The sequence below is a fragment of the Nonomuraea sp. NPDC059007 genome, from assembly GCF_042740555.1.
Lineage (GTDB): Bacteria > Actinomycetota > Actinomycetes > Streptosporangiales > Streptosporangiaceae > Nonomuraea.
The window spans coordinates 26,290-52,270 of sequence record NZ_JBHYJD010000021.1 but is presented as its reverse complement, the minus strand read 5'-3'; the positions used below and the strand labels follow the sequence as shown (position 1 = coordinate 52,270).

General features: G+C 71.0%; 22 protein-coding genes. 7 read left to right on the top strand and 15 right to left on the bottom strand.

Annotated elements, in window-relative coordinates; translation table 11 throughout:
- Positions 1-30 precede the first annotated feature (30 nt).
- A complete protein-coding gene (locus tag ACFWY5_RS30995) occupies positions 31-852 on the top strand; it encodes an SAM-dependent methyltransferase (RefSeq protein WP_379636152.1) in 822 nt (273 codons plus the stop codon).
- Here ACFWY5_RS30995 and purM read toward each other — a convergent pair.
- From purM to ACFWY5_RS30975, 4 genes are read right to left on the bottom strand one after another with little or no spacing between them, the layout of a single operon-like run.
- Positions 849-1,874: a phosphoribosylformylglycinamidine cyclo-ligase gene (gene purM, locus ACFWY5_RS30990; protein ID WP_379614024.1), complete on the bottom strand. Its 1,026-nt coding sequence runs from the start codon at positions 1,872-1,874 to the stop codon at positions 849-851. The genes ACFWY5_RS30995 and purM overlap by 4 nt on opposite strands.
- Entirely contained in the window at positions 1,871-3,307 is a 1,437-nt protein-coding gene (gene purF / locus ACFWY5_RS30985; protein WP_379614022.1) for an amidophosphoribosyltransferase, read from the bottom strand. The genes purM and purF overlap by 4 nt, the downstream gene beginning before the upstream one ends.
- A gap of 51 nt (positions 3,308-3,358) precedes the next feature.
- Positions 3,359-4,102, bottom strand: coding sequence for an SDR family NAD(P)-dependent oxidoreductase (locus ACFWY5_RS30980; protein WP_379636150.1), 744 nt, complete (start codon positions 4,100-4,102; stop codon positions 3,359-3,361).
- Positions 4,103-4,142: 40 nt separating this feature from the next.
- Positions 4,143-4,592, bottom strand: a complete 450-nt coding sequence (locus tag ACFWY5_RS30975; RefSeq protein WP_379614018.1) for a MarR family winged helix-turn-helix transcriptional regulator — start codon at positions 4,590-4,592, stop codon at positions 4,143-4,145.
- Positions 4,593-4,736: 144 nt separating this feature from the next.
- Here ACFWY5_RS30975 and ACFWY5_RS30970 point away from each other — a divergent pair, with 144 nt between their 5' ends.
- A complete protein-coding gene (locus ACFWY5_RS30970) occupies positions 4,737-6,449 on the top strand; it encodes a hypothetical protein (protein WP_379636148.1) in 1,713 nt (570 codons plus the stop codon).
- A 2-nt stretch (positions 6,450-6,451) separates the two neighbouring features.
- On the opposite strand, the gene ACFWY5_RS30965 is transcribed toward ACFWY5_RS30970, so the two are convergent.
- Positions 6,452-6,889 carry a sterol carrier family protein gene (locus ACFWY5_RS30965; RefSeq protein ID WP_379614014.1) on the bottom strand — a complete coding sequence of 146 codons (438 nt, stop codon included), beginning with the start codon at positions 6,887-6,889 and terminating at the stop codon, positions 6,452-6,454.
- Positions 6,890-7,081: 192 nt separating this feature from the next.
- Here ACFWY5_RS30965 and ACFWY5_RS30960 point away from each other — a divergent pair, with 192 nt between their 5' ends.
- Both ACFWY5_RS30960 and ACFWY5_RS30955 read left to right on the top strand, forming a co-directional pair.
- Complete coding sequence (locus ACFWY5_RS30960) at positions 7,082-9,040, top strand: PhoX family protein (RefSeq protein WP_379636286.1); 1,959 nt, start codon at positions 7,082-7,084, stop codon at positions 9,038-9,040.
- 44 nt (positions 9,041-9,084) lie between these two features.
- Positions 9,085-10,965: an ABC transporter ATP-binding protein gene (locus ACFWY5_RS30955; RefSeq protein ID WP_379636146.1), complete on the top strand. Its 1,881-nt coding sequence runs from the start codon at positions 9,085-9,087 to the stop codon at positions 10,963-10,965.
- Here ACFWY5_RS30955 and ACFWY5_RS30950 read toward each other — a convergent pair.
- Complete coding sequence (locus tag ACFWY5_RS30950) at positions 10,929-12,338, bottom strand: MFS transporter (RefSeq protein WP_379636144.1); 1,410 nt, start codon at positions 12,336-12,338, stop codon at positions 10,929-10,931. The genes ACFWY5_RS30955 and ACFWY5_RS30950 overlap by 37 nt on opposite strands.
- A gap of 73 nt (positions 12,339-12,411) precedes the next feature.
- On the opposite strand from ACFWY5_RS30950, the gene ACFWY5_RS30945 reads away from it, so the two are divergent.
- Together ACFWY5_RS30945 and ACFWY5_RS30940 are read left to right on the top strand one after the other, a co-directional pair.
- Complete coding sequence (locus tag ACFWY5_RS30945) at positions 12,412-13,068, top strand: TetR/AcrR family transcriptional regulator (protein ID WP_379614338.1); 657 nt, start codon at positions 12,412-12,414, stop codon at positions 13,066-13,068.
- Positions 13,065-13,814 carry a methylenetetrahydrofolate reductase gene (locus ACFWY5_RS30940; protein WP_379636142.1) on the top strand — a complete coding sequence of 250 codons (750 nt, stop codon included), beginning with the start codon at positions 13,065-13,067 and terminating at the stop codon, positions 13,812-13,814. Before ACFWY5_RS30945 ends, ACFWY5_RS30940 begins: the two co-directional genes overlap by 4 nt.
- A gap of 146 nt (positions 13,815-13,960) precedes the next feature.
- Here the strand turns inward: ACFWY5_RS30940 and ACFWY5_RS30935 are convergent, their stop codons facing one another.
- Genes ACFWY5_RS30935 through ACFWY5_RS30925 form a run of 3 tightly spaced genes read right to left on the bottom strand, consistent with a single transcriptional unit; the run spans position 13,961 to position 18,143 of the window.
- Entirely contained in the window at positions 13,961-15,403 is a 1,443-nt protein-coding gene (locus ACFWY5_RS30935; protein ID WP_379614006.1) for an MFS transporter, read from the bottom strand.
- Positions 15,404-15,437: 34 nt separating this feature from the next.
- The gene (locus tag ACFWY5_RS30930) at positions 15,438-16,100 is read right to left on the bottom strand and encodes a Crp/Fnr family transcriptional regulator (RefSeq protein WP_379636140.1); all 663 of its coding nucleotides are present in this window, start codon (positions 16,098-16,100) and stop codon (positions 15,438-15,440) included.
- 33 nt (positions 16,101-16,133) lie between these two features.
- Complete coding sequence (locus ACFWY5_RS30925) at positions 16,134-18,143, bottom strand: adenylate/guanylate cyclase domain-containing protein (RefSeq protein ID WP_379636138.1); 2,010 nt, start codon at positions 18,141-18,143, stop codon at positions 16,134-16,136.
- Positions 18,144-18,369: 226 nt separating this feature from the next.
- On the opposite strand from ACFWY5_RS30925, the gene ACFWY5_RS30920 reads away from it, so the two are divergent.
- Positions 18,370-19,284, top strand: coding sequence for a hypothetical protein (locus ACFWY5_RS30920; RefSeq protein ID WP_379636136.1), 915 nt, complete (start codon positions 18,370-18,372; stop codon positions 19,282-19,284).
- Positions 19,285-19,334: 50 nt separating this feature from the next.
- On the opposite strand, the gene purL is transcribed toward ACFWY5_RS30920, so the two are convergent.
- The 6 genes from purL to ACFWY5_RS30890 form a co-directional block, all read right to left on the bottom strand.
- Entirely contained in the window at positions 19,335-21,590 is a 2,256-nt protein-coding gene (gene purL / locus ACFWY5_RS30915; RefSeq protein WP_379636134.1) for a phosphoribosylformylglycinamidine synthase subunit PurL, read from the bottom strand.
- Positions 21,587-22,267: a phosphoribosylformylglycinamidine synthase subunit PurQ gene (gene purQ, locus ACFWY5_RS30910; RefSeq protein ID WP_379636133.1), complete on the bottom strand. Its 681-nt coding sequence runs from the start codon at positions 22,265-22,267 to the stop codon at positions 21,587-21,589. Before purQ ends, purL begins: the two co-directional genes overlap by 4 nt.
- 178 nt (positions 22,268-22,445) lie before the next feature.
- Positions 22,446-22,829 (bottom strand): ATP-binding protein, encoded by a 384-nt coding sequence (locus tag ACFWY5_RS30905; RefSeq protein WP_184970239.1) that lies wholly within the window; start codon positions 22,827-22,829, stop codon positions 22,446-22,448.
- Between the two features lie 221 nt (positions 22,830-23,050).
- Entirely contained in the window at positions 23,051-23,296 is a 246-nt protein-coding gene (gene purS / locus ACFWY5_RS30900) for a phosphoribosylformylglycinamidine synthase subunit PurS (protein ID WP_379613994.1), read from the bottom strand.
- Positions 23,214-24,551 carry a hypothetical protein gene (locus ACFWY5_RS30895; RefSeq protein ID WP_379614336.1) on the bottom strand — a complete coding sequence of 446 codons (1,338 nt, stop codon included), beginning with the start codon at positions 24,549-24,551 and terminating at the stop codon, positions 23,214-23,216. Before ACFWY5_RS30895 ends, purS begins: the two co-directional genes overlap by 83 nt.
- Positions 24,487-25,932, bottom strand: a complete 1,446-nt coding sequence (locus tag ACFWY5_RS30890) for a hypothetical protein (protein ID WP_379636131.1) — start codon at positions 25,930-25,932, stop codon at positions 24,487-24,489. Before ACFWY5_RS30890 ends, ACFWY5_RS30895 begins: the two co-directional genes overlap by 65 nt.
- Positions 25,933-25,981 lie beyond the last annotated feature (49 nt).

Genomic DNA, 25,981 nt, shown 5'->3' with positions numbered 1-25,981 from the left:
ATGGGACCTGCGCGGCATACGATGGTTCCTGTGACCGAGCTCGAACGTGTTCCGCCCGGCGTCGACCCCACCGTCCCCAGCTCCGCCCGTGTCTACGACTACCTGCTCGGCGGCAAGGACAACCTCGCGGTGGATCGAGCGGTCGCCGACAAGTTACTGGCGCTCGCGCCGGACACGAAACTCGTCGCCCGCGCCTCCCGGAACTTCCTCACCCGCGCCGTGCACCACATGGCCCAGCAGGGCATCCGGCAGTTCATCGACCTCGGCACCGGCATCCCCACCTCGCCCAGCGTGCACGAGGTGGCCAGGCGGACCAACCCCGCCTGCCGGGTCGTCTACGTCGACTACGACCCCGTCGTACGGCTGCACGCCGAGGTGCTGCTGGCCAGCGCGCCCGGCGTGGCCGGCATCCTGGCCGACGCCAGGGACCCCGACGCCATCTTCACCGACCCGCACGTCCGCGGCCTCATCGACTTCGAGCAGCCGGTCGGGGTGCTGATGGTCGGGCTGCTCCACTTCGTCCTGGACGGCGAGGACCCCCACGGCATCGTCAAGCGCTTCCGCGAGCGGATGGCGCCGGGCAGCCATCTCGTGCTCACCCACGCCATGGACGAGAGCCACCCCGAGGCGAAACGGCAGCTGAGCGTCGCCACCGCCGGCTCGCCGATCCAGTCGGTGTTCCGCACCCGCGAGCAGGTGCTCGGCTTCTTCGACGGGTTCGAGCTGATCGGGCCGGGACTGGTGCCCGTGCAGGACTGGCGGATGCCGGAGGACGAGGTGCCGGCCGTACCGCTGCTGGACGGCCCACCCCACGTGCTCATCGACGCGGGAGTGGGCCGGATGGCGGGTTAGGAGTAGCGGGCGGCGCCGGTGCCGGGGACGATCTCGCCCAGCACCCACGCGGGCAGCCCGCGCGACTCCAGCAGGCGCAGGGCCGCGTCGGCCGCCTCGGGGGCGACGATCGCGGCCATGCCCACACCCAGGTTGAACGTGCGGTCCATCGCCTGCTGCTCGATCGAGCCGTGCCCGGCCAGGACCTGGAAGACGGCGGGCACCGTCCACGACTCCCGCGACAGCACCGCGTCAAGCCCTGGCGGCAGGGAACGCGCGATGTTGCCCTCGACGCCGCCGCCCGTGATGTGGGAGTAGGCGTGCACCTCGACCGAGCGGGCCAGCTCCAGGCAGTCGAGGGAGTAGATACGGGTGGGCTCCAGCAGTTCCTCGCCCAGCGGGCGGGCGAGCTCGGGCAGCTCGTCGTCCAGCGACAGCCCGGCGTTCTTCACCACGTGCCGCACGAGCGAGTAGCCGTTGGAGTGGATGCCCGACGAGGCCAGGCCCAGCACCACGTCGCCCGCGCGCACCCGGTCGGGACCGAGCATGTCCGCGGCCTCGACCACGCCCGTGCCGGCGCCGGCCAGGTCGTACTCGTCGGCGCCCATGGCGCCGGGGTGCTCGGCGGTCTCGCCGCCGACCAGCGCCGCCCCGGCCAGGCGGCAGCCCTCGGCCACGCCGCCGACGATCTCGGCGACACGCTCGGGCACCACCTTGCCGCAGGCGATGTAGTCGGTCATGAACAGCGGCTCGGCGCCGCAGACCACCAGGTCGTCGAGGACCATGCCGACCAGGTCGATGCCGATGGTGTCGTGCTTGCCGTACTGCTGCGCGATCATGACCTTGGTGCCCACGCCGTCGGTCGACGTGGCCAGCAGCGGCCGCTTGTAACGCAGCAGGAACGAGGCGTCGAACAACCCGGCGAAGCCACTGGCGTCGTCGACCACCTCGGGCCGGCGCGAGCGCGCGACCTTGGCCTTCATCAGCTCGACGGCGCGCTCGCCCGCCGCGATGTCGACCCCGGCGGCCTCGTAGGTGGTCACTTGGTGCTCTCCAACACGTACTTCCCGACGTTGTCCTGGTCGATCGGGATCGGGTAACTGCCGTCGAAGCAGGCGCGGCAGAGGCGGTCGGCGGGGATGGTCGTGGCCTCGGTCAGGCCTTCCAGGGAGATGTAGCCGAGCGAGTCGGCGCCCAGGGAGGCCCTGATCTCCTCCACCGACAGCGAGCCGGCGATCAGCTCGGCGCGGGTGGCGAAGTCGATGCCGTAGAAGCACGGCCAGGAGACCGGCGGGGAGGAGATGCGCACGTGCACCTCGCGCGCGCCCGCCTCGCGCAGCATCTTGACGATCGCGCGCTGGGTGTTGCCGCGCACGATCGAGTCGTCGACGACGACCAGCCGCTTGCCCTCCACGACCTCGCGCAGCGGGTTGAGCTTGAGCCGGATGCCGAGCTGGCGGATGGTCTGCGACGGCTCGATGAACGTGCGGCCGACGTAGGAGTTCTTGACCAGGCCCTGGCCGTAGGGGATGCCGGACTCCTCGGCGTAGCCGACGGCGGCGGGGGTGCCCGACTCGGGCGTCGGGATGACCAGGTCGGCCTCGACCGGGTGCTCGCGGGCCAGCACCCTGCCGACCTCGACGCGGGTGACCTGCACGCCGCGCCCGGCGATCGTGGTGTCGGGGCGGGCCAGGTAGACGTACTCGAACAGGCAGCCCTTCGGCTCGGCGACCGCGAACCTGCGCGAGCGCACGCCGCGCTCGTCGATGGTCAGCAGCTCGCCCGGCTCGACCTCGCGCACGAACGTGGCGCCGACGATGTCGAGCGCGGCCGTCTCCGAGGCGACGACCCAGCCCCGCTCCAGGCGGCCCAGGACCAGCGGGCGGATGCCCTGCGGGTCGCGGGCCGCGTAGAGGGTCTTCTCGTTCATGAACACCAGCGAGTAGGCGCCGAGCACCTGCGGGAGCAGTTCCGCGGCGGCGTCCTCGATGGAGCGGCTGCGGTCCTGCGCGAGCAGGGTGGTGAGCACCTCGGTGTCGGTGGTGGCCCTGGTGGTGCCCGGCTCAAGGCGCTGGGCCAGGACCGGGGTGTTGATCAGGTTGCCGTTGTGGGCGAGCGCGAGCCCGCCCTGGTCGGTGGAGCTCAGCGTGGGCTGAGCGTTCTCCCAGACGCTGGAACCGGTGGTGGAGTAGCGGCAGTGGCCGATGGCCAGGTGACCGCGCAGGGTTCCGAGCACCGACTCGTCGAAGACCTGGGCGACGAGCCCCATGTCCTTGTAGACGAGGATCCTGCTGCCCTCGCTGACCGCGATGCCCGCGGACTCCTGGCCGCGGTGCTGCAACGCGTACAGCCCGTAGTAGGTGAGTTTGGATACTTCCTCGCCTGGGGCCCACACGCCGAAGACACCGCAGGCATCCTTGGGAGCACGGTCTTGGGGGTCCAGGTCATGGCCGAGCCGGCCGTCGCCCTTCAGCACGTACCTCAGTTTAGGTCGGCCACTTCCGTGCTCGCACACCCGGGTGCGAGATCAGGTGACATGGGAGGATCGTGCCGCGTTCGACCCTTCTCGGATGATCTCGCCGGTGAGGTTGTGGTTGGCGGCGGAACCGAGGAAGAGCAGGAGCGCCGCCACGTCGTCCGCGGTGGACAACCTCTTGCTGGGTGTACGGCCGGCCACCGCGTCGAACACCTGCCCGGGGATCGGACTGCTGTCCGTCCTGGTCAGGCCGACGGCGGCCACGTTCACCAGGACGCCGTCCATGCCCGCCTGCCAGGCCAGCGTGCGGGCCAGGCCGTGCAGGGCCATCTTGGCGGTGCCGTACGGGCCGGCGCCGGGTGTACCCTCCTCGGCGATCCCCGAGGAGACCAGAACGACCCGTCCGAAACCCCGCTCCCGCATCGCGGGCAACACGGACTGCGCGAGCACCACGTTGCCGAGCACGTTGGCGTGGAGCATCTCGCTCCAGTGCTCGATCGGAATCTCCTCGAAACTCTCCGTCCTGGGCGCGTCCCCGCCCCACATCACCGCGTTGGCGATCACCGAGTCGAACGGCCCCGCCGCGGCGACCGCCGCCCGGACGCTCCCGTGCTCACCCAGATCCAGGTGTACGGCCGCCGCCGTCCCGCCGGCCTGCTCGATTTCCTTCACGACCCGTTCGGCACGGTCGGGGCCGGACTTGTAGGTCAGGGTGACACGGTGCCCGGCGCGGCCGAACGCGCGGGCGGTGGCGGCGCCGATGCCGGACGAGCCGCCGGTGACGAGAACGTGCATGAGGACTCCATTCGTTGCTCTTAGCCAACTAATTAGTCGGCTAATCGCAACGGTGCAAGGGAGTTTCGCCCTCGGCGGAAGGGCAGGCCCACAGCTGGCCGACCAATCTGACCATCGTCGCGCGGTCCTCCGGGGCGAGCTGGGCCAGCACCTCGCGGTCGTTGCGCTCCCAGATCTCCTCCACCGGCGCCCGCAACGCCTTGCCCGCCTCCGTCAGATGGACGTGGCTCAGCCGGGGCCGCTTCGGGTCCGGCGTGCGGCGGACGAACCCGGCCCGCTCCAGGCGCTGGATCGTCTTCGTCACCGTGGGCGGCTCCACGCCCAGCCGGGCGATCAGCTCGCTCTGCGACAGCCCGTCCTCGCGCCACAACTGGTTGAGCAGCATCTCCTGGCCCACGTGCAGGCCCAGCTCGCTCAGTTCGGCCGCCACCCGGTAGCGGTGCACCTTGGTGATCTTGATGAGCGCGTAGGTGAGGGTCTCGTCGAGCATGCCTTCATCTTGCCCGCCGCCAGCGGTTTTGGCGCAACGTGAAGCAACCGTGGGCGGACTCTTACCGTGTCGCGCGGTTGCCGGGACCGGACGCGCGCGAAGGTGGGGTATCCGGCTATGACGACCCCGTCGGGAGACGCAGACGTGACCACACCTGGGGACCCGGACGAGCCGCGCCCACCTGCGCACGGCCGTCCCGCACCAGACGCGCCAGACCAGCCGTCGCCGCCGCCCGCACCGCCCTCGCAGCCGCCCTCGCAGCCGCGCGCGGCCGGGCCGGACGACGACCTGCCCGAGCCGCCCGACTCCGACGAGCAGCCCGCCTCGTGGTGGGTGGAGGAGACGGTACCCGGAGAAGACGAGACCGCGGCGCCGCCGTACGGGCGGCAGGAGCCCGCCTCCAACGGCGAGCCCTCTCCCTATGACACGCCCGGACAGGGCGGTCAGGCTGGGAGCAGCCCCTACGGGCAGGGCAGCGGCGGCCGGGAAGAGCGTGGGGCGGGGGAGCCCGAGGCGTGGGGAGGCGCGGCGGCCGAGGAGCCGATCACGCCGGTGCCGCCCGTGGTGCCGCCGACCGTGCCACCGCCACCGCCGCCGCCTGAGCCGTCCCCGTGGAACGAGCCGGACGTGCCCGCGCCGCAGGACACCGAGCGCACCACCGCGTACGAGATCCCGGAGTGGGCACGCGACGACACGCCTCCGGCCGGGACACCCGAGCCCACCCGGTCATGGGACGCGCCGGAGCCGCAGGGTTCCGAACAGCCGGGAGCGGGGGAGACGCAGGCGTACCAGGTCCCGGGCTCGACGCCTTCCTACCCGGGCTGGGAGAGTTCGTCGCCGGCGTCGAGCTGGGAGGGGCCGGGCAGTTCGTCGTCATCGGGCCCGCAGCCGTCGCGCTACGACCCGCCCACGCCGCCGGAACGCCCGACGTTCGCTCCGGCCAGCCCGTACGAGGGCGGCCCCAAGGAGTACGGCACCGGCGCCACGTACGGCGAGTACCCGGAAGGCGGCACCCCGGGCAGCGGAACACCCGCCGGCCCAGGTGCGGCAGGTGCGGCAGGTGCGGCAGGTGCCGCCGCCGCGGGCGCCGCGGCGGGCGCGGCCTTCGGCGCCACAGCCCCAGGCGGCCAGAGCGGTCAGGGCGGTCAGGGCGGTCAGGGCGGTCAAAGCGGTCAGGGCGGTCAGGGCGGTCAAAGCGGTCAGGGCGGTCAGGGCGGTCAGGGTCAAGGCGATCAGGGCACCGGCGGTCAAGGCACGGGTGGCCAGGGTGCCGGTGGCCAGGGTGCGGGTGGTCAAGGGGCGGGTGCGGGGGAGGTGCCCTATGGGGCGGGGCCGCCTCGGGATCCCTATGCGGCCGCCGCCCAGAGTCCGGCGGAAGGCCCGGTCCCCGGCGCCTCCCCGTACGGCGGCGCCGACCCGTCGGTCCCCGGCTCCACCCCGTCCAGCCCGTACGGCGGCGCCCCCGGCGGCCCCGCCTACCCACCCGCCGGAGGCGGCGCCTACACCCCGCCCACCGGCGGCCCCGGCCCGTACCAGCCGGACTGGCAGCCCAAGAAGCCCGGCAACGGCCTGGCGGTGGCGTCGCTGGTGCTGGGTGTGGCGAGCGTGTTCCTGCTGCTGGTGTGCTTCACCGGCGTGCTCACCGCGATCATCGCGATCGTGCTCGGCGCGGTCGCCCTGTCCAAGGGCGGCAGCAAGGGCATGTCCTGGACCGGCATCGGCCTGGGCATCGCCACGCTGGTCCTGGCGGTGTGCGGGTTCTTCGCGATCCGCGCCTACTTCTCGGAGTGCGCCAACCTGCCGCCGCAGCTCAGCGAGCGCTGCGTGCAGAACAAGCTCCCGTGGAGCACCCCCTGACGTCAGAGGGGGAGGAATTCGGATAGGTCGGCACGGGCGCCGCTCGCTGAGACGGCGCCCTTCGCCATCGCCTCGTCCCACCCGATCCGGCCGAGCGCCAGGTCGATCCAGGTCCGCGCGTCGGTCTCGACCACGTTGGGCGGCGTCCCCCGGGTGTGCCTGGGTCCTTCGATCGCCTGCACGGCGGCATGCGGCGGCACCCTGACCTCGACGGTCCGCCCCGGTGCCCCGGACGCCAGCCGTTCCAGCAGATACCGCACGGCCAGCCGCTCGGCGGCGCGCTCGGGAGCGGACCCCCGGTCGTAGGCGGTCACCACGGCCCCGACCAACGTGTCGGCGAGCCCGGCCGCGGGGCCGTCGTATTCCGGCTGGTCGTTGGCGATCAGCTGCGCGTCGAGCGCGGCCCTCAGCTTGTCGGGGTCGATCTTCCTGGCTGCCATCCCCCTATTCTCCAGCCCCGACCCCACGTACCCCCAGCCAGCGTTCATCGAGGCGGTGACCGTCGTTCACCGGCGGTTCCGAATGCGGCCGTAGCGTCCCGGCGGAACGATTGCGCACCACCTTGGAGGAACCCCGTGTTGCTGCCCCTGCTCAACGACTCGCACAAGGGCGGCCGGTCGGCCCTGACGTGCATGTTCCGATGCGGCAACGCGTGCGCGCACGACGTCGCCAACCGCAGCGGCAACGCCTACTTCAGCGACATCGCCACCGAAGCCCTGTCCCGTCGCGGCGCCCTGCGCGCGGGTGCCCTGGGCGCGCTGGTGGTCGGGGCGGGTGTGGCGGGAGCCGTACCCGCGATGGCGGATCCCGCGGAGCCGGACGGAGAGCTGTCCGCGGCCGGATGGCACCACGGTGACCTGCGCTTCACGCCGGTGCCGCCGAACAAGGACGACGCGCTGCGCATCCCGGACGGCTACCGCTCCTCCGTCGTGGTCCGCTGGGGCGACCCGGTGCTGCCCGACGCCCCCGACTTCGACTTCGACAACCAGACGGCCGAGGCGCAGGCCAAGCAGTTCGGTTACAACTGCGACTTCGTGACGCTCTTCGAGATGGGGCGCAACCGCGGGCTGCTCTGGGTCAACCACGAGTACACCGACGAGTCGCTGATGTTCCGCGGGTACACGGCGGCGACGGCGACCCCCGAGCGGATCAAGATCGCGCTGGCCGCGCACGGCGGCTCGGTCGTGGAGGTGGAGCGCGTCCGGAGCACCGGTGAGTGGAAGCTGGTGACGAAGGGGCGGCGGCGCTACAACCGGCGTGTCACCGCGCAGACCCCGATGCGCTTCACTGGTCCCGCCGCGGGCCACGACCTGCTCAAGACGGCGGCCGACCCGGCCGGCCGCAAGCCGGTCGGCATGCTGAACAACTGTGCCGGCGGCACCACCCCCTGGGGCACGGTGCTGACCGCCGAGGAGAACTTCGACCAGTACTTCGTCAACGGCGACAAGAACAACCCCAACATCGCCCGCTACACGATCCCGACGAACATCCAGGCGTCCAACCGCCGCTTCGACAAGGTCGAGGAGCGCTTCGACCTGGCCAAGCACCCGAACGAGGCCAACCGGTTCGGGTGGATCGTGGAGATCGACCCGTTCGACCCGGACTCGACGCCGCTCAAGCGCACCGCGCTCGGCCGCTTCAAGCACGAGGCCGCCACCACCTCGATCTCGCGTGACGGCCGCCTCGTGGTGTACATGGGCGACGACTCGCGCTTCGAGTACATCTACAAGTTCGTCTCGAAGAAGCGCTACATCCCGGGCTTCGACCGGCACAACCGCACGCTGCTCGACGAGGGCACGCTGTACGTGGCCAAGTTCAGCGGCGACAGCCCCAAGGAGGAGATCGACGGCTCCGGCAAGCTGCCCGCCGACGGCGCCTTCGACGGGTCCGGCGAGTGGATCCCGCTGGTGTCCGGCGACGAGTCGCACGTGCAGGGGATGAGCGCGGCCGAGGTGCTGATCTACACGCGTACCGCCGCCGACAAGGTGGGCGCGACCAAGATGGACCGGCCCGAGGACATGGAGCGCAACCCGGTCACCGGCGCGGTCTACGTGGCGCTGACCAACAACACCGCCCGTACCCCCGCCCAGGTGGACGAGGCCAACCCGCGCCCGTCGAACAAGCACGGCCACGTGCTGGAGATCGTCGAGGGCCGCGGCAACGGCTTCGCCTGGTCGCTGCCGCTGGTCTGCGGCGACCCGAACGACGCCTCGACCTACTTCGCCGGGTACGACAAGACGAAGGTCTCGCCGATCTCCTGCCCGGACAACCTGGCCTTCGACCGCGACGGCAACCTGTGGATCTCCACGGACGGCAACGCGCTGGGCGCCAACGACGGCCTGTTCGTCACGCCGATGCGCGGCCGTGAGCGCGGGCACGTCCGCCAGTTCCTCACGGTGCCGGTGGGCGCGGAGACCTGCGGCCCGATGGTCACCGACGACCAGCGCAGCGTCTTCGTCGCGGTCCAGCACCCGGGCGAGATCGACGGCGCCACCCCGGACAACCCCGCCAGCCGCTGGCCCGACGGCGAGCAGCCCCGCCCGTCGGTCGCCGTCGTCTGGCACGGCAGGGGCCGCAAGATCGGCTCCTGAAAACGGCTTGACCTCAAGTTTGGTTGAGCTCTTACGGTCTACCCATGAGCATGGAGATGACCGCCTGGCACCAGCTGTACTCGATGAACAACAACCAGCGTGACCGAAGACGACTGTCCAAGGCCACGCTGAAACGGATAGGCGGTTTCGCCCGCCCTCACCGCCGCAGGATCGCCATGTACCTGGCGCTCAGCGTGGTGATGGCGGGCCTGGCCGTCCTGGCCCCCGTCCTGGCGGGCCGGGTGGTGGACGCCATCGTCAAGGCGCAGCCCCTGAGCGTGGTGATCTGGCTGGCCGTGCTCATCGCCGGCCTGGCGCTGGCCGAGGCCGGGCTCGGCCTGATCAGCCGCTGGCTGTCATCCGGGCTGGGCGAGGGGCTGATCCTCGACCTGCGTACCGCGGTGTTCGACCACGTCCAGCGCATGCCGATCGCCTTCTTCACCAGGACGCGCACCGGCGCGCTGGTGAGCCGGCTGAACAACGACGTCATCGGCGCCCAGCGCGCCTTCACCGACACGCTCTCCAGCGTCGCCGGCAACGTGGTCACACTCGTGCTCACCCTGACGGTCATGATCGGCATCTCCTGGCAGATCACGCTGCTGGCGCTGCTCCTGCTGCCGATCTTCGTGCTGCCCGCCCGCAGGATGGGCCTCAGGATCGCCGACCAGCGCCGCGAGGCCGCCGACCACAACGCGGCCATGAGCACCCAGATGACCGAGCGGTTCTCGGCGCCCGGCGCGACGCTGGTGAAGTTGTTCGGACGGCCGGCCAGGGAATCGGCGGAGTTCTCCGCCAGGGCCAGGCGGGTGCGCGACATCGGGGTGCGCACCGCGATGACCCAGTACTTCTTCGTCACCGCCCTCACCCTCGTCTCGGCCCTCGCCCTGGCGCTCGTCTACGGCCTCGGCGGCTTCTACGCCCTGAGCGGCAGTCTCGACCCCGGCTCGGTGGTGGCTCTGGCGCTGCTGCTGACCCGCCTGTACGCGCCGCTGACCAGCCTGGCCAGCGCCCGCGTGGACGTCATGAGCGCCCTGGTCAGCTTCGAGCGGGTCTTCGAGGTGCTCGACCTGGAGCCGCTGATCAAGGACAGGCCGGGGGCGCGGGCCGTACCCGATGGGCCGGTGACGGTGGAGTTCGACGACGTGCGCTTCGCCTACCCCTCGGCCGACAAGGTCTCCCTCGCCTCGCTTGAGGAGGTCGCGACGCTCGACTCCCGCGGCGGCGAGCGGGTCCTGCACGGCATCTCCTTCACCGCCGAACCCGGCCAGATGATCGCCCTGGTGGGCTCCTCGGGCGCGGGCAAGTCGACGATCGCGCAGCTCCTGCCGCGCCTCTACGACGTCGACGAAGGCACGGTACGGCTCGGCGGCGTCGACGTACGCGACCTGAGCGCCGACTCCATCCGCGAGACCCTCGGCATGGTCACCCAGGACGGCCACCTCTTCCACGACTCCATCCGCGGCAACCTGCTCTTCGCCCGCCCTGAGGCCACCGACGAGGAGATCTGGGACGCCCTGCGCCGGGCCCGTCTGTCCACCCTCATCGAGTCGCTGCCGGACAAGCTGGACACCGTGGTCGGCGAACGCGGCTACCGCCTGTCCGGCGGCGAGCGCCAGCGCCTGACCATCGCCCGCCTGCTGCTGGCCAAGCCGCAGGTGGTGATCCTGGACGAGGCCACCGCCGCGCTCGACTCCACGAGCGAGGCGGCCGTGCAGGCGGCGCTGGCCGAGGCGCTCGACGGCCGGACCGCCGTGGTGATCGCGCACCGCCTGTCGACGATCCGCGCCGCCGACCAGATCCTGGTGATCGAGGACGGCCGGGTGGCCGAGCGCGGCACGCACGAGGAACTCCTGGCCGCGGGTGGCCGCTACGAGGAGCTCTACCGCACTCAGTTCGCCGACCCGGCCATCTCCGCCGCGGCGTGATCGGGCGTACGGGGCCGCCGCCGCATGGCCGACAGGCTCACCGGCACCCCGACCAGCACGATGACCGCCGCGATCACCAGCGTGAACTGGTAGGCGTCGAGGAAGGCGGGCAGCGGGGCCAGGCCGCTGCCGCTCTGCCGGGAGGTCAGGATCGCGCCGAGCACGGTGATCCCGAGCAGCCCGAACACCTCCCGGGAGACGTTCAGCACACCGGAGGCGACGCCCGAGCGTCCCTCCGGCAGCGCGTCGAGGACGGCGGTGGTCAGCGGCACCAGCATGCCGCCGCCGATCCCGTAGACCAGGAACCAGGGCAGCACGTCGAGGTAACGGCCGTCGGCCCCCACCCCGGAGAGCATGAAGATGGCCGCCGCCATCAGCACCAGGCCGAGCGCCACGGTGGGGCCGATGCCGATGAGCCGGGCCAGCCGCTGTGACAGGAGGGCGACGACGGCCATGACCAGCGCCATCGGCACGAACGCGGCGCCCGCCTCGGTGGGGGAGAAGCCGAGCACGTTCTGCAGCCACAGCGCGCTGAAGAAGTAGATGCCGAACACGCCGAACGACCAGACGCCCATGCTCAGGATTCCGCCGCTGAAGACCCGGTCGCGAAAGAGCGACACGTCGATCACCGGCTCGGCCGAGCGGGACTCCACGAGCACGAAGAACACGGCGCCGGCCAGGGCGACGGCGAAGGCGGCCAGAATCAGAGGCGAGGTCCAGCCGGCCGACGAACCTTCGATGAGCGCGAAGGTCAGGGCGAACAGGGCGATCGTGGAACCGGCCAGGCCGGGCAGGTCGAGGCTGTGCCGTACTGGCTGGAAGGCGGGGCGCACCGCCCACCAGGCCAGCCAGAACGTGGCGACGCCGAGCGGCACGTTGATCAGGTAGATCCAGCCCCAGTGCAGGTACTCGCTGATGAAGCCGCCGGTGACCGGGCCGAGCGCCATCGAGAGGGCGCCGGCCGAGCTCCAGATGCCGACGGCTCTGCCGCGTTCGGCGGGGTCGCGGAAGATCTGCGACAGCAGCGCCAACGAGGTCGGCGTGAGCAGCGCGGCCCCGACGCCCTGGGCGGCGCGGGCGGCGATCAGCGTGCCGCCGGACTCCGACAGGCCCGCCGCCAGGGACGAGAGCGTGAAGAGCGACAGCCCGGCCAGGAAGATCCGCCGCGCGCCGAACAGGTCGGCCAGCCTCCCGCCGACCAGCATGAGTCCGGCGAAGACCAGGATGTACGCGGTCGTGATCCACTCCAGTCCGGAGATCGTGAGACCGAGCTCCCGCTGGATCGTCGGCAGTGCGGTGTTCTGGATGTTGTTGTCCAGGTAGGTCATCGTCGTCCCGAGCGTCACAGCGCCCAGGGCCCACCATCTACGCATGATCATTCCTTCCTGTACGCCGTACGTGTACGACGTACAGGAGACCTTGTACGGCGTATAGTTGTCAACCGTGATGGGAAAACTGAGCGCCGAGGCGATCGTCGAACGCGCCCTGGAGATCGGCGACGACGAAGGACTCGACGCGGTCACGATCCGGCGGCTGGCCACCGACCTGGGCGTCACGCCGATGGCGCTCTACTGGCACTTCAAGAACAAGGAACTGCTGCTCATCGGCATGGCCGACCACCTGATCGCCGGGTTCCAGGTCGGCCACGACGACGGGCGGCCCTGGCTCGACCAGCTACGCGACCTCGTGGAGGGCCTGATCAGGACGCTGCGCCGGCACCCGTGCGCCAAGAACGTGCTGGAGCAGACCGACCAGACCCAGGTGCCGCGGTTCCTGGCCGTCTGGGACCTGGCGCTCGGCCTGGCCCGCGAGGGCGGGTTCGGCGTGGAGGAGAGCTGCCTGATCACCAAGTACATCCTGCAGAGCGCCATCGCCATCGCCGACGCCCCGGTGCACTTCCGCGCCGCCTGCACCCCCGAGCAGGCGAGCGAGATGCTCAGGGTCAAGCGGGTGGGCCTGGAGTCGCTGCCCGCCGACCGCTACCCGAACATCGTGGCCATGGCCGCGCCCATGGTCGGCGACCTGGACCCCGGCTTCTACGACTCCTTCGGCGTCGAGCTGATCCTCAGCGGCATCGCCGCCCTGGCAGGATCACGGACATGACCTTCGAGCTGATCTGCGAGATCGAACCGCCCACCAAGCCCGATCTGAAGCACGTCAGGCACCAGATCGGCACGCTGAGCAAGATCGCCCACTCCTTCCTCATCCCCGACAACCACATCGGCCGCGCCACGGTCTCGTCGGTCGCGGTCGCGCACGAGGTGGAGGCCATGGGCGGGCGCAGCATCGCCTGCCTGAACTCCCGCGACCGCAACCTGCTCGGCTTCCGCCGCGACCTGCTGACGGCCGCCGCGTACGGGGTCGACCAGTTTCTGTTCGTCTTCGGCGACAAGCCGACGAGCGGCAACCGCACCAGCGACCTCACGGTCCGCTCGATGATCGACGAGGCCAGGGCGTTCTCCCCGGACTTCAAGGTCGGCGCGGCAGCGGGGCACCGCCCGCTCCCCGCGTGGAAGCGCGCGGCCGACTTCCTGTTCGTCCAGGTCAGCTTCGACCTGGACACGTTGCTGCGCTGGCGCGAGGCCAACCCCGTCGACGTGCCCGTCTACGCCGGCGTCATGGTCCTGGCCAGCGAGTCGCACGCGCGCCGCCTGGCCGGCGCCATCCCCGACATCGCGATCCCCGAGTCGATGTTCACCGCCCTGGCCGCCGACCGCATGGCCGGCGTCGAGGCGGCCTGCGAGCACGTGCTGGCCGTCCGCGACTCCGGCGCGTACGACGGCGTCCACCTCATCCCGGTCGCCCGCTACCGCGACGTCGAGTCCCGCCTGTCCACCGAACTCGCCTGACCCCGAAGATCACTCCGCGACTCCCATGAAGCGCCGGATCGCCAGCATCTCGGCCTGGTCGTCTGGGTCGTTTCGCAGTCGTTCGGCATCCTCGTTCGCCTGCTCAAGCAGGTGTTCCCTGAACGTCCGCAGGATCGCGTGAGACGTTACGGCTTGGGGTTGCGGGCGAGGACGGCCAGGAGGGTGCCGAGGAGGGCGACGGCGAACAGGACGGTGTAAGCGCGCTGGAAACCGGTCATGAGCTGGTCCACGGCCACGGGTGACAGCTTGGACAGCGTGGCCGCGTACACCTGGTCGCGCAGTTCCGGCCCCACCGCGCTGGTGATCAGGCTCAGCGACAGGCCCACGCTCAGCACGACCCCCACGTTCATGACCATGATGCGGAAGCCGTTCACCACCCCGAGGCTGCCGGCGGGCAGCGCGGACATCACCTGCGTGGTGTTGCCGGTCAGGAACGTCCCGCTCCCGCACCCGGCCAGGAAGAGCCCCACCCCGATGATCCAGTACGGCGTGGCCGGATCCGCCGTCAGCATCAGCGTCCCGAGACCCAGGGCGCTGAACACCGACCCCCCGATCGACAGCGCGTGCGGAGACAGGCGGCGCCCGAGCGCCCCGGCGATGGGCGAGGCGAGCGCCATGCCCACGGGCACCGGCAGGACGCTCAGACCGGCGGTGAAGGCGTCCAGGCCCCGGGCGGACTGGAAGTACAGGGCGACCACCAGGATCAGCGCCGAGCGGGCCAGAGCGTTGCAGAAAGAGGCCAGGTTCGCGCAGGCCAGCATCCGTCCCGCGAACAGCCCCATGTTGAGCACCGGGTGCGAGGCCCGCCGTTCCACGACCACGATCAGCGGGGCCAGCACCAGGAAGACGGCGGCGCCGGTGAGCACGACGGGGCTGGACAGGCCACGGGAACCGGCCTCCGACAACGCCAGCAGTACCGCGGACAGGGCGGCGAACACCAGCACGTTGCCCAGCGCGTCCACCGGCTCGCGCGGCCCGCGCGGCATTTTGCGCAGCGTCACCGCGCCCCACGCCAGCGCGATCACCCCGGCGGGCACGTTCACCCAGAAGATCCACTGCCAGCCCGCTGTGTCGGCGATGAGGCCGCCCAGTGTGGGGCCGGCGAGCTGGGCGACGGAGAGGGTGCCGATGTAGACGCCCATGCCCTGGCTGAGCCGGTCGGGCGGGAAGGCGTCGGTGATGATGACGGTGCCGTTGGCCAGGATCATGGCGGCGCCGATGGCCTGGACGACCCGCATCGCCACCAGGAACCACACGTTCGGCGAGAACCCGGCCAGCAGCGAGGCCACGGTGAACAGCGCGAACCCGGCCAGATAGATCTCCCGCCGCCCGAGCAGGTCGGCGACCCGGCCGAAGAAGACCAGGCTGGCGGTGTTGACCAGCAGGAACGCCAGCAGGATCCAGCCCGACTCGAACGGCCCCGCCCGGAAGTGCCGGACGACCGCGGGCAGCGCCACGTTGAGCGTGCTCCCGGCGATGCCGATCAGGACAAGCCCGAGACTGGTGACCGACACGACCTTCCAGGCATACCGGAGGCGGCTGGCGTAATCGGGGGAGACCGCGACCATGCCCCCCACTATGACGTACGACGTACGTCCGCTTTCACCTGGCCCGCTTGCGCAGCCCCTCCAGGTTGTGGATGATCACCCGCCGCCGCCCGGTCTCGATCAGCCCGCGGTCGCGCAGCGAGCGCAGCGCCTTGCTGACCGCCTCCCGCGAGGCGCCGGTCCAGCCGGCCAGCTCGTCCTGGGACAGGGGCAGCGCCACGCGTACCCCGCTGTTGGTCTTCTCGCCGTAGCGCTCGGCCAGCTCGATCAGCCGGGTCGCCACCCGCCCTGTCGTGTCGAACGCCCCGTACTCGATCCGCTTGCGGTCGGCGTCGCGCAGCTTCTCGGTGACCGACTGCATGAGGAGCACCGCCACCCGCCCGTGCTCGCGCAGGTAGGCGGGGAAGTCCTGCACCACGATGCCCTCGATCGGCTCCAGCGCCGCCACCGTGGCCGAGCGCGGCCAGCCGTCGATCGACGACATCTCGCCGATCAGCGCGCCCGGCCCGCGGATGGCCAGCACGACCTCGGTGCCGCTGCTGGTGTGCGATGAGCACTTGACCCGGCCCTCGGTCAGCACCAGCACCCAGTCGGAGGTGTCGCCTTCTGTCATGACGGTCGTGCCGCGCTCCCATCGGCGCGGCCGGCCCGCCGCGCGCAGCGCGGCGATCTCTTCCGGGGTGAGCAAGGAGGTGAACTCGCCAGGCTCTGGGTTCATGCCGCGATTATGACTGTACGGCCGCCGCCCCTTCTATGGCATTGTCAGCAGAACGTGGGCCTCCACCCGCTCATCCTTGCCCTTGAGCTCCAGCCTTCCCAGGGACCGGGTCGCCACGCCGGCGCCGAGCTGGGCCAGCGTGGTCGCGCCGATGACCACCGAGCCGGGCTCCGCGACACCCTGCAGCCGCGCGGCCACGTTCACGCAGTCGCCCATCGCGTTGAACCCGCGCAGCTCCGGGCTGCCGATGTTGCCCACCAGCGCGGGACCGGTGTTGACCCCGACACGGAACGTCGGCCACTCCACGTCCGCGCCCCGGCTCTCGGCGGCGATCACCTCCGCCGCCTCCTGCATCGCCAGCGCCGCCCGGCAGGCCGCCGCCGCGTGGTCGTGCTGGGTGGCCGGCGCGTTGAACAACGCCAGCAGCGCGTCCCCGACGAACTGCACGATCGTGCCGCCGTTGTCGAGAATGCACGGCACCGCGGCGGTGTGGTACCGGTTCAGCATCTCCACGATCTCGCCCGGCGTGACCCGCTCCGAGAACGTCGTGAACCCCTTGAGGTCGGCGAACAACGCCGTGAGCTGCTTGAGCTGCCCGCCGAGCGCCGCCTGGTCCGGATCGGCCAGCAGCGCGTTGGCCACGTCGGGCGACATGTACTGCCGGAACAACGTGTTGAGCTCGTGGTAGAGGCGGGCGTTCTCCAGCGAGATCGACAGCTGTCCCGCCAGCGTGGCCGCGAGCGCCTCATCCTGCGCGGTACGGCCCAGCGGCACCTCCAGCGCCCCGGCCAGATGCCCCTTCACGGTCAGCGGGTAGGCGACGAGCTGGTCCCGGTGGACCGGGGCGTGTCCCTCGAAGACGTACTCGCGGGAGCCGATGTCCACCTGCCCGTCGGAGACCAGGCCGATCCTGACGTCCCCGTACGCCTGGCGGACCCGTTCCAGCGCGGTGGCCAGCAGCTCCGTCTCCGGCAGGCCGACCCGGGTCTGGGCGCTGACGTCCACGAGGGCGGCCAGGCGCTCCGACAGCCGCCGCTCGTTGGCCAGGGCCTCGCCGGCCCGGTCCAGGACGGCCGCCTGGTTCTCGGTCAGGTCGAACTTGCCGGCCAGGCGGGTGGCGGCCAGGGGTTCGCCGCGCCGTACGTGCTCGACGAGCTCTTCCAGGGCGCGGTCGTAGTCGGCCTTGACGCGCGCCACCGTCGCCGACAGGGCGACGGCGTCGAACAGGCCCGCGCTCGATCCCTCGCGGCGGAACTTCAGGTAGGAGCTGTAGCCGACGAAGACGAAGGCCAGCGTCAGCAGGATGTGCCAGAGCCACCAGGTCAGGTGCCAGTTGAGCTGCGACATCCCGGCCAGCATCGCCTCGCCCAGGAGCGCGTAGGCGGTGATCAGGCTGATCAGCATGGCCGCGGGGCGTCTGCGGTGGATCAGGAACATCATGACGGTGGCGGCGCCGTACAGCAGGACGCCTGGAATGGAGCCCCAGACCAGCCAGTCGGCGTGCTCGCCGAGCGGCGGGTCGCTGAGCGGGGTGAGGCCGGGCAGCAGTGAGGACAGCCCCCACAGGATCATGAAGCCGATCAGCGCGCCGCGGATGACGTGCTGCGCCTCCAGTACGCGCGCCGCCGCACGCTCACCCAGCGGCAGCGCGGAGGCGAACGCGAACCCGGCCGCGAGGGTGAGCCCGACCTGCTGCCCGATGTCGAACCCGAGCGAGCCGACCGGAAGGATCACCTGCGGGGTGGCCAGGCCGTGCAGGAAGAAGAACCCGGCGCTGGTCAGGAACACCATGGACACGAGGAACAGCCGCGCGTCCTGCCGCCGGCGCGAGGCCTCGCTGACCATCAGGCCGAGCGTCACGTTAAGTCCGGCGACCGCGAGGATCATCCAGAAGTGGCTGGGATTGTGCTGCCACATGATGTTCAGCTTCTCCTGCGCGAGGAGAAGCCAGAGTCCGAGCAGGGGCAGCGCTAGATGGATCGCCCAGACGACGGCTCTGACCGGCTGGGTGGCTGGCGGGAGGAAGGGACGGTCGGTAGGCAACGTGCGGCCTCCGCAGTGACGTGGGCCCCGAACAGTCCTGATTATCCCTAAGTCCGGCGGAGAGCGGTGCGTCGTTTTACGCAGTCCGTCAGTCAGAGTTGGTAAGCCCAGTTCGTCACTCTCTGTCAGTTATGAACACGTTATGTGGTTCTTGCCATCCGTTGGAACGGTTGAAGCGTGAACCTCATGCTCACCATGAGCATCAGATTCCCCTGGAAGGACAACCGTGGCCCTCAAGACTCGCGTGCTCCCGCTCGCCGCCGCAGGCGCGCTGGCCGCCTCACTGCTGACCGTCGGTGGCGTCGCCACCGCTTCCACCTCCTCGGCGGCCGAGGTGCACGCGTGCGTGCACAAGAAGACCCGGTACGCCCGCATCGTCAACCCGGCCACGCCCTGCAGGAAGACCGAGATCCGGGTGCTCATCGGGGGCGGCGGCGGGCACAGCACCTCCGGCGTCCAGGGCCCCCAGGGCGAGCGCGGTCCAGCGGGCCCCGCCGGCCCGGCCGGCGCCACCGGCCCGACCGGCCCCCAGGGCCCCAAGGGCGTGCCCGGCCTGAAGGGCGCCACCGGCCCGCAGGGCCCGAAGGGCGCCGACGGCGCCCCGGGCAAGGACGGCGCCACCGGCCCCAAGGGCACCGACGGCAAGGACGGCGCGACCGGTCCCAAGGGCGCAGACGGCAAGGACGGCCTGAACGGCAAGGACGGCGAGCGCGGCCCGGCCGGGCCGGCGGGCCCCAAGGGCGACGACGGCAGGCCCGGCACCCCCGGCAAGACTGGCGAAAAGGGCGAGACCGGCCCCCGCGGCTTCAAGGGCGACAAGGGCGACACCGGCCCCCAGGGTCCCAAGGGTGACCCCGGTACCGGCGGTGGCGGCACCTACACGACCTACACCGAGACCAGCTCGATCGGCTACACCTCCGGCACCGCCTCGTGCAAGGGCAACGACGTGGTCACGGGCGGCGGCTTCTCCGGCATCTCCACCCGGTACACCGTCATCAGCAGCATGCCCTCGGGCTCCAAGAGCTGGTCGGTGACGATCGCCAAGGACAACAACAACGACGACAGGAGCGTCGCGGAGACCAGCACCCACGGCGGCAGCGGCAACGGCACCGTCTACGTGGTCTGCCTCAAGAAGGTCTGACCCGCGCCGCGGGGCCGGTGGGAACGCCACCGGCCCCGCGGAACCACCGTCTAACCCAGCAGCTCCGGCAGCGTCCCCTCGTGCGTCTCGCGCAGTTCCGCGAGCGGTACCTCGAACACGCCCTCGACGACCAGGGAAGACCCACCGGTCACGCCGAGCCCGTAGCAGGGCACCTCGTGCCGCGCGCACAGCGCCGCGAACTCGTCGAACGCCTCCGGCCTGACCGCCACCAGCGCCCGTGCCGACGACTCGCTGAACAGGTCGGTGAACGTGTCCCCGGTCAGCGAAGCCGACACCGTCGCGCCGACCCCGGCGGCCAGGCAGGCCTCGGCCAGCGCGATCCCGAGCCCGCCGTCCGACAGGTCGTGCGAGCCCCGCAGCAGCCCGCGCCGCGCCGCCTCGACCAGCACGGTGGCCAGCGCGGCCTCCGCGACGAGGTCGGCCTCCGGCGGCAGTCCGCCCAGGTGGCCGTGCGCCACGTGCGCCCACTCGGAGCCGCCGAACTCGGCCTTCGTCTCACCCAGCAGCGCGACCCGCAGCCCCTCGGCGGTGAAGCCTGAGGGCACCCGCTTGGCCACGTCGTCGATGACGCCGAGCACGCCCACGACCGGCGTCGGGTGGATGGCGGTGCTGCCGGTCTGGTTGTAGAAGGAGACGTTGCCGCCGGTCACCGGTACGCCGAGGATCTTGCAGGCGTCGGCCAGGCCGCGGACCGCCTCGGCGAACTGCCACATCACCTCGGGGTCCTCGGGCGAGCCGAAGTTGAGGCAGTTGGTGACGGCCAGCGGCTTGGCTCCGGTGACGGCCACGTTCCGGTAGGCCTCGGCCAGAGCGAGCTGCGCCCCCGCGTACGGGTCGAGCTTGGCGTAGCGGCCGTTGCCGTCGGTGGCCAGCGCGATGCCGCGGGTGGTGGGCTCCGAGCCCGCCATCACCTCCGAGATACGCAGCATGCCCGCGTCGGCCGGCTGGGCCAGCACGGTGTTGGAGCGCACGTACCGGTCGTACTGGGAGGTCACCCACTCCTTGGAGGCCAGGTTCGGCGAGCCGAGGAGCTGCAGGAGCGCGGCCCGCAGGTTGTCCGGGCGCTCCAGGCGGTCCGGGGTGTCGGCGTTGAGCGCGGGCTGGCCGACCGGCTCGTGGTAGGGCCGCTCGTACACCGGTCCGTCGTCGGCCGCGGTGCCCGGCGGGATGTCCACGATGACCTCGCCGTCCCAGGTCATGATCAGGCGGCCGGTGTCGGTCACCTCGCCGATGACGACGGCGGGCACGTCCCACTTCTCGCAGATGGCCATGAAGGCCGGGATGTCCGACGGCGTGACGACCGCCATCATCCGCTCCTGGGACTCGCTCATCAGGATCTCCTCGGGCCTTAGCGAGGGATCGCGGAGCGGGACCAGGTTGAGGTCGACGTGCATGCCGCCGGTGCCCTTGGCGGCCAGTTCCGTGGTGGCGCACGAGACGCCCGCCGCGCCGAGGTCCTGGATGCCGACGACCACGTCGGCCGCGTAGAGCTCCAGGCAGCACTCGATGAGCAGCTTCTCCATGAACGGGTCGCCGACCTGTACGGCGGGCCGCTTGGCCTGCGACTCGTCCTCGAAGGTCGCCGAGGCCAGCACCGAGGCGCCGCCGATGCCGTCGGGACCGGTGGAGGCGCCGAACAGCACGACCTTGTTGCCGGGGCCCGGCGCGGTGGCCAGCTTGATCTGGTCCTTGCGCAGCAGGCCGACGCAGAGGGCGTTGACCAGCGGGTTGCCGATGTAGCAGGGGTCGAAGACGACCTCGCCGCCGATGTTGGGCAGGCCGAGGCAGTTGCCGTAGGAGGAGATGCCCTCGACGACGCCGGGCAGCACCCGCTTGGTGTCCTGCTGGTGGGCGCCGCCGAAGCGCAGCGCGTCCATGACGGCGATCGGGCGCGCGCCCATCGACATGATGTCGCGCACGATGCCGCCGACGCCGGTGGCCGCGCCCTGGTGCGGCTCGACGTAGGACGGGTGGTTGTGCGACTCGATCTTGAACGTGGCGGCCCAGCCGTCGCCGATGTCGACGACGCCGGCGTTCTCGCCCATGCCGACGAGCAGCGCCTCGGACTTGGGCGCCTTGGTGGCGAACTGCCGCAGGTGCACCTTGGAGGACTTGTACGAGCAGTGCTCCGACCACATGACGGAGTAGATGGCCAGCTCGGACCCGGTGGGCCGGCGCCCCAGGATCTCCTTGACCCGGTCGTACTCGTCCCGCTTCATCCCAAGCTCGGCGAACGGCATCGCCTCATCAGGCGTCACCCCGGCCCGCTTCACGGAGTCGGTCATGAGTTCACCAGCTTCCTCAGAATGGAGGTGAAGAAGGCACGCCCGTCGGTCGACGGGGCGCCGACCAGGTCCTCGACCGCGTGCTCGGGGTGGGGCATGAGGCCGACGACGTTTCCGGCCTCGTTGGTGATGCCCGCGATGTCGTTGAGCGAGCCGTTGGGGTTGCCGAGGTAGCGGAAGGCCACCCGGCCATCGGCCTCCAGCTCGGCCAGCGTCTCGTCGGAGGCGACGTAGCGCCCCTCGCCGTGCTTGACCGGCAGCACGATCTCCTGACCGGCCGCGAAGTCGTGGGTCCAGGCGGTCCGGTCGGACTCCACGCGCAGCCGCTGGTCGCGGCAGACGTAGTGCAGCGAGGCGTTGCGGGTCAGCGCCCCGGGCAGCAGGTGCGCCTCGCACAGGATCTGGAACCCGTTGCAGGTGCCGAGCACGGGCAGGCCCGCCCTCGCCGCCGGGATCAGATCGTCCATCAGCGGCGCGAACCGGGAGATGGCCCCGCACCGCAGGTAGTCGCCGTAGGAGAAGCCGCCGGGCAGGAAGACCGCGTCCACTCCCTTGAGATCGTGGTCGGCGTGCCACAGCGGAACGGCCTCGGCACCGGCCAGCCGCACGGCTCTCGCCGCGTCCTGGTCGTCGAGTGTGCCGGGAAACGTGACAATGCCCACTCGGGCAGCGCTCATGACTTCGTCCCTCCGAGGATGCGCACGCGCGCGCCACCATCTCTTGCTGGCGGATGGCGGTCTGCGGCGGTGCCCACAATCTATCGGGTGCGCGGGCGTGCCTCTGTGAGGGCCTCCGGATGCGGACATGCCGCTGGTACGGCGAGGCGGCGGCCTGCCGTACGGAATGGGGGGAATGTCAGACGGCGGCGAGCTCGCGCGGCCGGGTGTCGGCCTCGTCCCACGCCAGCTGCTTGCGCAGGTGGACCGTGGTGCCCTGGCCGGGCGTGACGCCGAAGGAGATCTCGTCCACGACGGAGCGCATGATCAGCAGGCCGCGGCCGTTCTCGGTCTCGGGAGGCGGGAAGTGCAGGGGCATCGAGGGCAGTCCGCCGCCGTTGTCGGCGACGCGGACGTCGCACCGGCCATAGCCGATGGCGGCCGTGACCTCGTAGCGATTGGCGGGACCCCCGTGCCGCACCGCGTTGGAACATGCCTCGGAGACGGCGAGCAGCATGTCGGCGATGCAGCTTTCGCTTACGCTGAGTGAGCGCATAGCATCGCCGAGCACTCGCCTGACCATCGGTATGCCGATCGCATCCCGAGGCAGTGCCAACGAGAACTCAATATCCACCGGACCCCTCCCGGCGCCAGAACGTCACCTGGAGTAGGTTTCCCCGAGAAATCAGGGCTAACCGCAAAATCACGTTGTTGTTATTTAGTATTGGTAAGCCCGTGGGATTGTGGCACAGCAAAACCCGGCTTTAAGCCGCCAGGGGCAATTCTGGTGCCAAACGTACGCTTCTACCCCTCAACCCGCACGACGTAGTCCTCGATGACGGTGTTGGCCAGGAGCGTCTCGGCCATCTTTCGGACGTCCGCAAGTGCCGCCTCGTCGGCGGGGCCGTCCAGTTCGATCTCGAAGCGCTTGCCCTGACGGACCGCGGAGACCCCGGCGAAGCCCAGCCTAGGCAGGGCTCGGGCGATCGCCTGCCCCTGCGGGTCGAGAATCTCCGGCTTCAGCATGACGTCGACGATGACGCGCGCCACTTGGGTCCTCCTGCGATGGCGATGGTGGTCGGGTGCCGAGGGTCAAGCCTAGTGCCAGGCAGACCAGCGGAATCGCCGGGATGACGTAACGCACGTCATAGGCGGCCAGGAAGGGCGGCGAGACGGCCAGCGCGAGCGCCGCCACGCCCGGCAGCAGCGCGTCCCAGCGCCGCCGGACCAGCGCGGCGCCCAGCGCGCCGGCCAGGCCCAGCATCAGCACGGGGAAGGGCAGGTAGCCGAAGCGCTGGTAGGCGCGCAGCCACCCGGCGAACGGCTCGACGACGCGGGTGGCGGCGGGGCCGTCCTCGTAGGACTCGGCGATCTCCTTGACCGAGCCTTTCAACGGGCGCTCGGCGGCGGGGAACTTGTAGGGCGTCTTCTCCGCCGCGGCGGTGCGCTCCCAGCGCAGCAGCTTGGTGAGGTCGGTGGCCACCGCGCCGAGGTAGGGGCCGGGCTGGGCGAGGATCGCCTTCCTGGCGAACTCGCCGGCCAGTTGGTTGCGGTTGGCGGTGCCGGGCACCTTGAGCAGGGGCGAGAAGCTCTCCCACAGCCAGTACGGCGGGTAGGGGCGCTGTTCCACCGGCATGTTCGGGCAGAGCACGGCCAGGCGCTCCGGCGGTCTGATCACCGCGCAGTCGGCGAAGCTCATGGTCCTGGACCACAGGAAGTTGCCGTCCGCCTCGGTCAGCGCGAACTTGCCCTTTTCGACCTTGGTCCAGGTGGCGTACGCGCCGAGCGGGACGGCCCCGGCCACGACGAGGGCCACCAGCGGGCGCCAGCCGTATCGGCGGATGAGCAGGTAGGCGGCGGTGAGGATGAGCAGCGGCAGGCCGACCGTGCGGGTGATGCCCGCGAGCCCGAGCAGCAGCCCGCCCACGGCGGCGGTGGCCGGGGTCACCCGCCAGACGATGAGCGTGATCGCGCCGCAGACCAGCACGATGAAGACGAGGTCGGCCATGATCATGTGTTCGAGCAGGACCATGAACTCGTCGAAGAGGATGGGTGTGACCAGCAGCGTGGCGCCCCAGCCGGGCAGGCCGCGGCGGCGTAGCAGCAGGTAGACGCCGACCGCGAGGGCCAGGCCGAGCAGGTGCTGCGCGACGGTGATCAGCGTGAGGCTGTGCGCGGGGCGCAGCAGCGCCAGCAGCAGGGAGTAGCCCGACGGGCGGGTGGTGCCGGGGGCGAGCTTCTCACTCAGGAACGCGAAGGAGTCGCCGAAGAACAGCAGCGACGGGGGATAGCCCAGGACGGCCAGCAGGCGCAGCGCGATCGCGGGTATCAGGGTGACGATCAGGGCGCGGTGTGCTGACACGAGAACTTCTCTTCCTAGGGAGACCGCGACCCAGGCTAATAGGAAATGTCACCATCCCGATTGCCAGACAGGTCAGCGGGACGGCCGCGAGCACGTATCGGATGTCGTATCCGCTCACGAACGGCGGGCCGGCCACCAGCGTCACCGCCGCCAGTCCGGGCAGCAGCGCCTCGGGCCGCCGCCTGATGACCGCCGCCGCCAGTGAGCCGAGCAGGGCCAGCGTGAGCAGGGGATACGGCAGGTAGCCGAAGCGCTGGTAGGCGCGCATCCACCCGGCGTACGGCTCGACGAGGCGCGTGCCGGCGCGGCCCCGCTCGTAGCTCGCGGGCCCGGGATCCTTCACCGGCCGTTCCTCGCGCGGAAACTGGTACGGGTTGCGCTTGCCGGGCACCACCCGCGCGGAGGTGCGCTCCCAGCGCAGCAACTCGCCGAGATCCCTGCCCACGGCCGCCAGGTACGCCACGGGCTGGGCGGCGATCGCCTCGCGGGCGAACCGCCCGGCGACCGCGTTGCGCTCCTTGACCGGGATGCGATCGAGCGTCCCGCCCCACAGCCAGAACGGCGGCGCCGCCCGCTTCCCGGCGGGCTGGCCGGTGCAGAGCCGGGTGTCGGCGGGCCTGATGATGCGGCAGTCGGCGAAGCTCATGGTCCGCGCCCACAGGAACATCCCGTCCGCCCTGGTCAGGGCCGGGGATCCGGTCTCGGCGAACGCCCAGGCGGAGTACGCCACCAGCGGCGCCAGCCCGGCCGCCGCCAGTCGCAGCACCGGCCGCGGACCCACCCTGCGCGCCGTCAGGTAGGCAACGCCGAGGACGAGCACCGGCAGGCCGATGGTCCTGGTGAGCGCGGCGGCTCCGAGTAGCAGGCCGGCCGTGCCGTACCAGCCGCTGAGCAGGGCGAGCACGCCGCCCGTCACAAGCGCGGCGAACAGCGCGTCGGCCATCACCATGTGCTCCATGAGGATGAGGAACTCATCGAACAGCAGCGGCGTGACGGCCAGCGTGGCGCCCCACCCGGGCAGGCCGCGGCGGCGTAGTAATGCATAGACCGAAACTGCCAGGACGAGCCCGATCACGTGCTGCGCCGCGGTGACCAGGGCCAGGCTGTGCGCCGGGCGGAGCAGGTGCAGGAAGATGGAGTAACCCGCAGGTCGGAACGTTCCAGGGGCGGGCGCGCGGAGGTAGGTGAAGGAGTCGGCGAAGAACAGCAGGGCCGGGGGATGTCCGGCCATGGTCAGAACGCGCAACACCACGGCCGGGACCAGTGCCACGAGCAGAAACCAGTGGTTTCTGGGCAGCACAAAGACACGTGATGTCGATATCACGTCGGCTCCTTTGGCGGTCGTTTACCTCTTCTTGCCGCCTGTTGCCGAA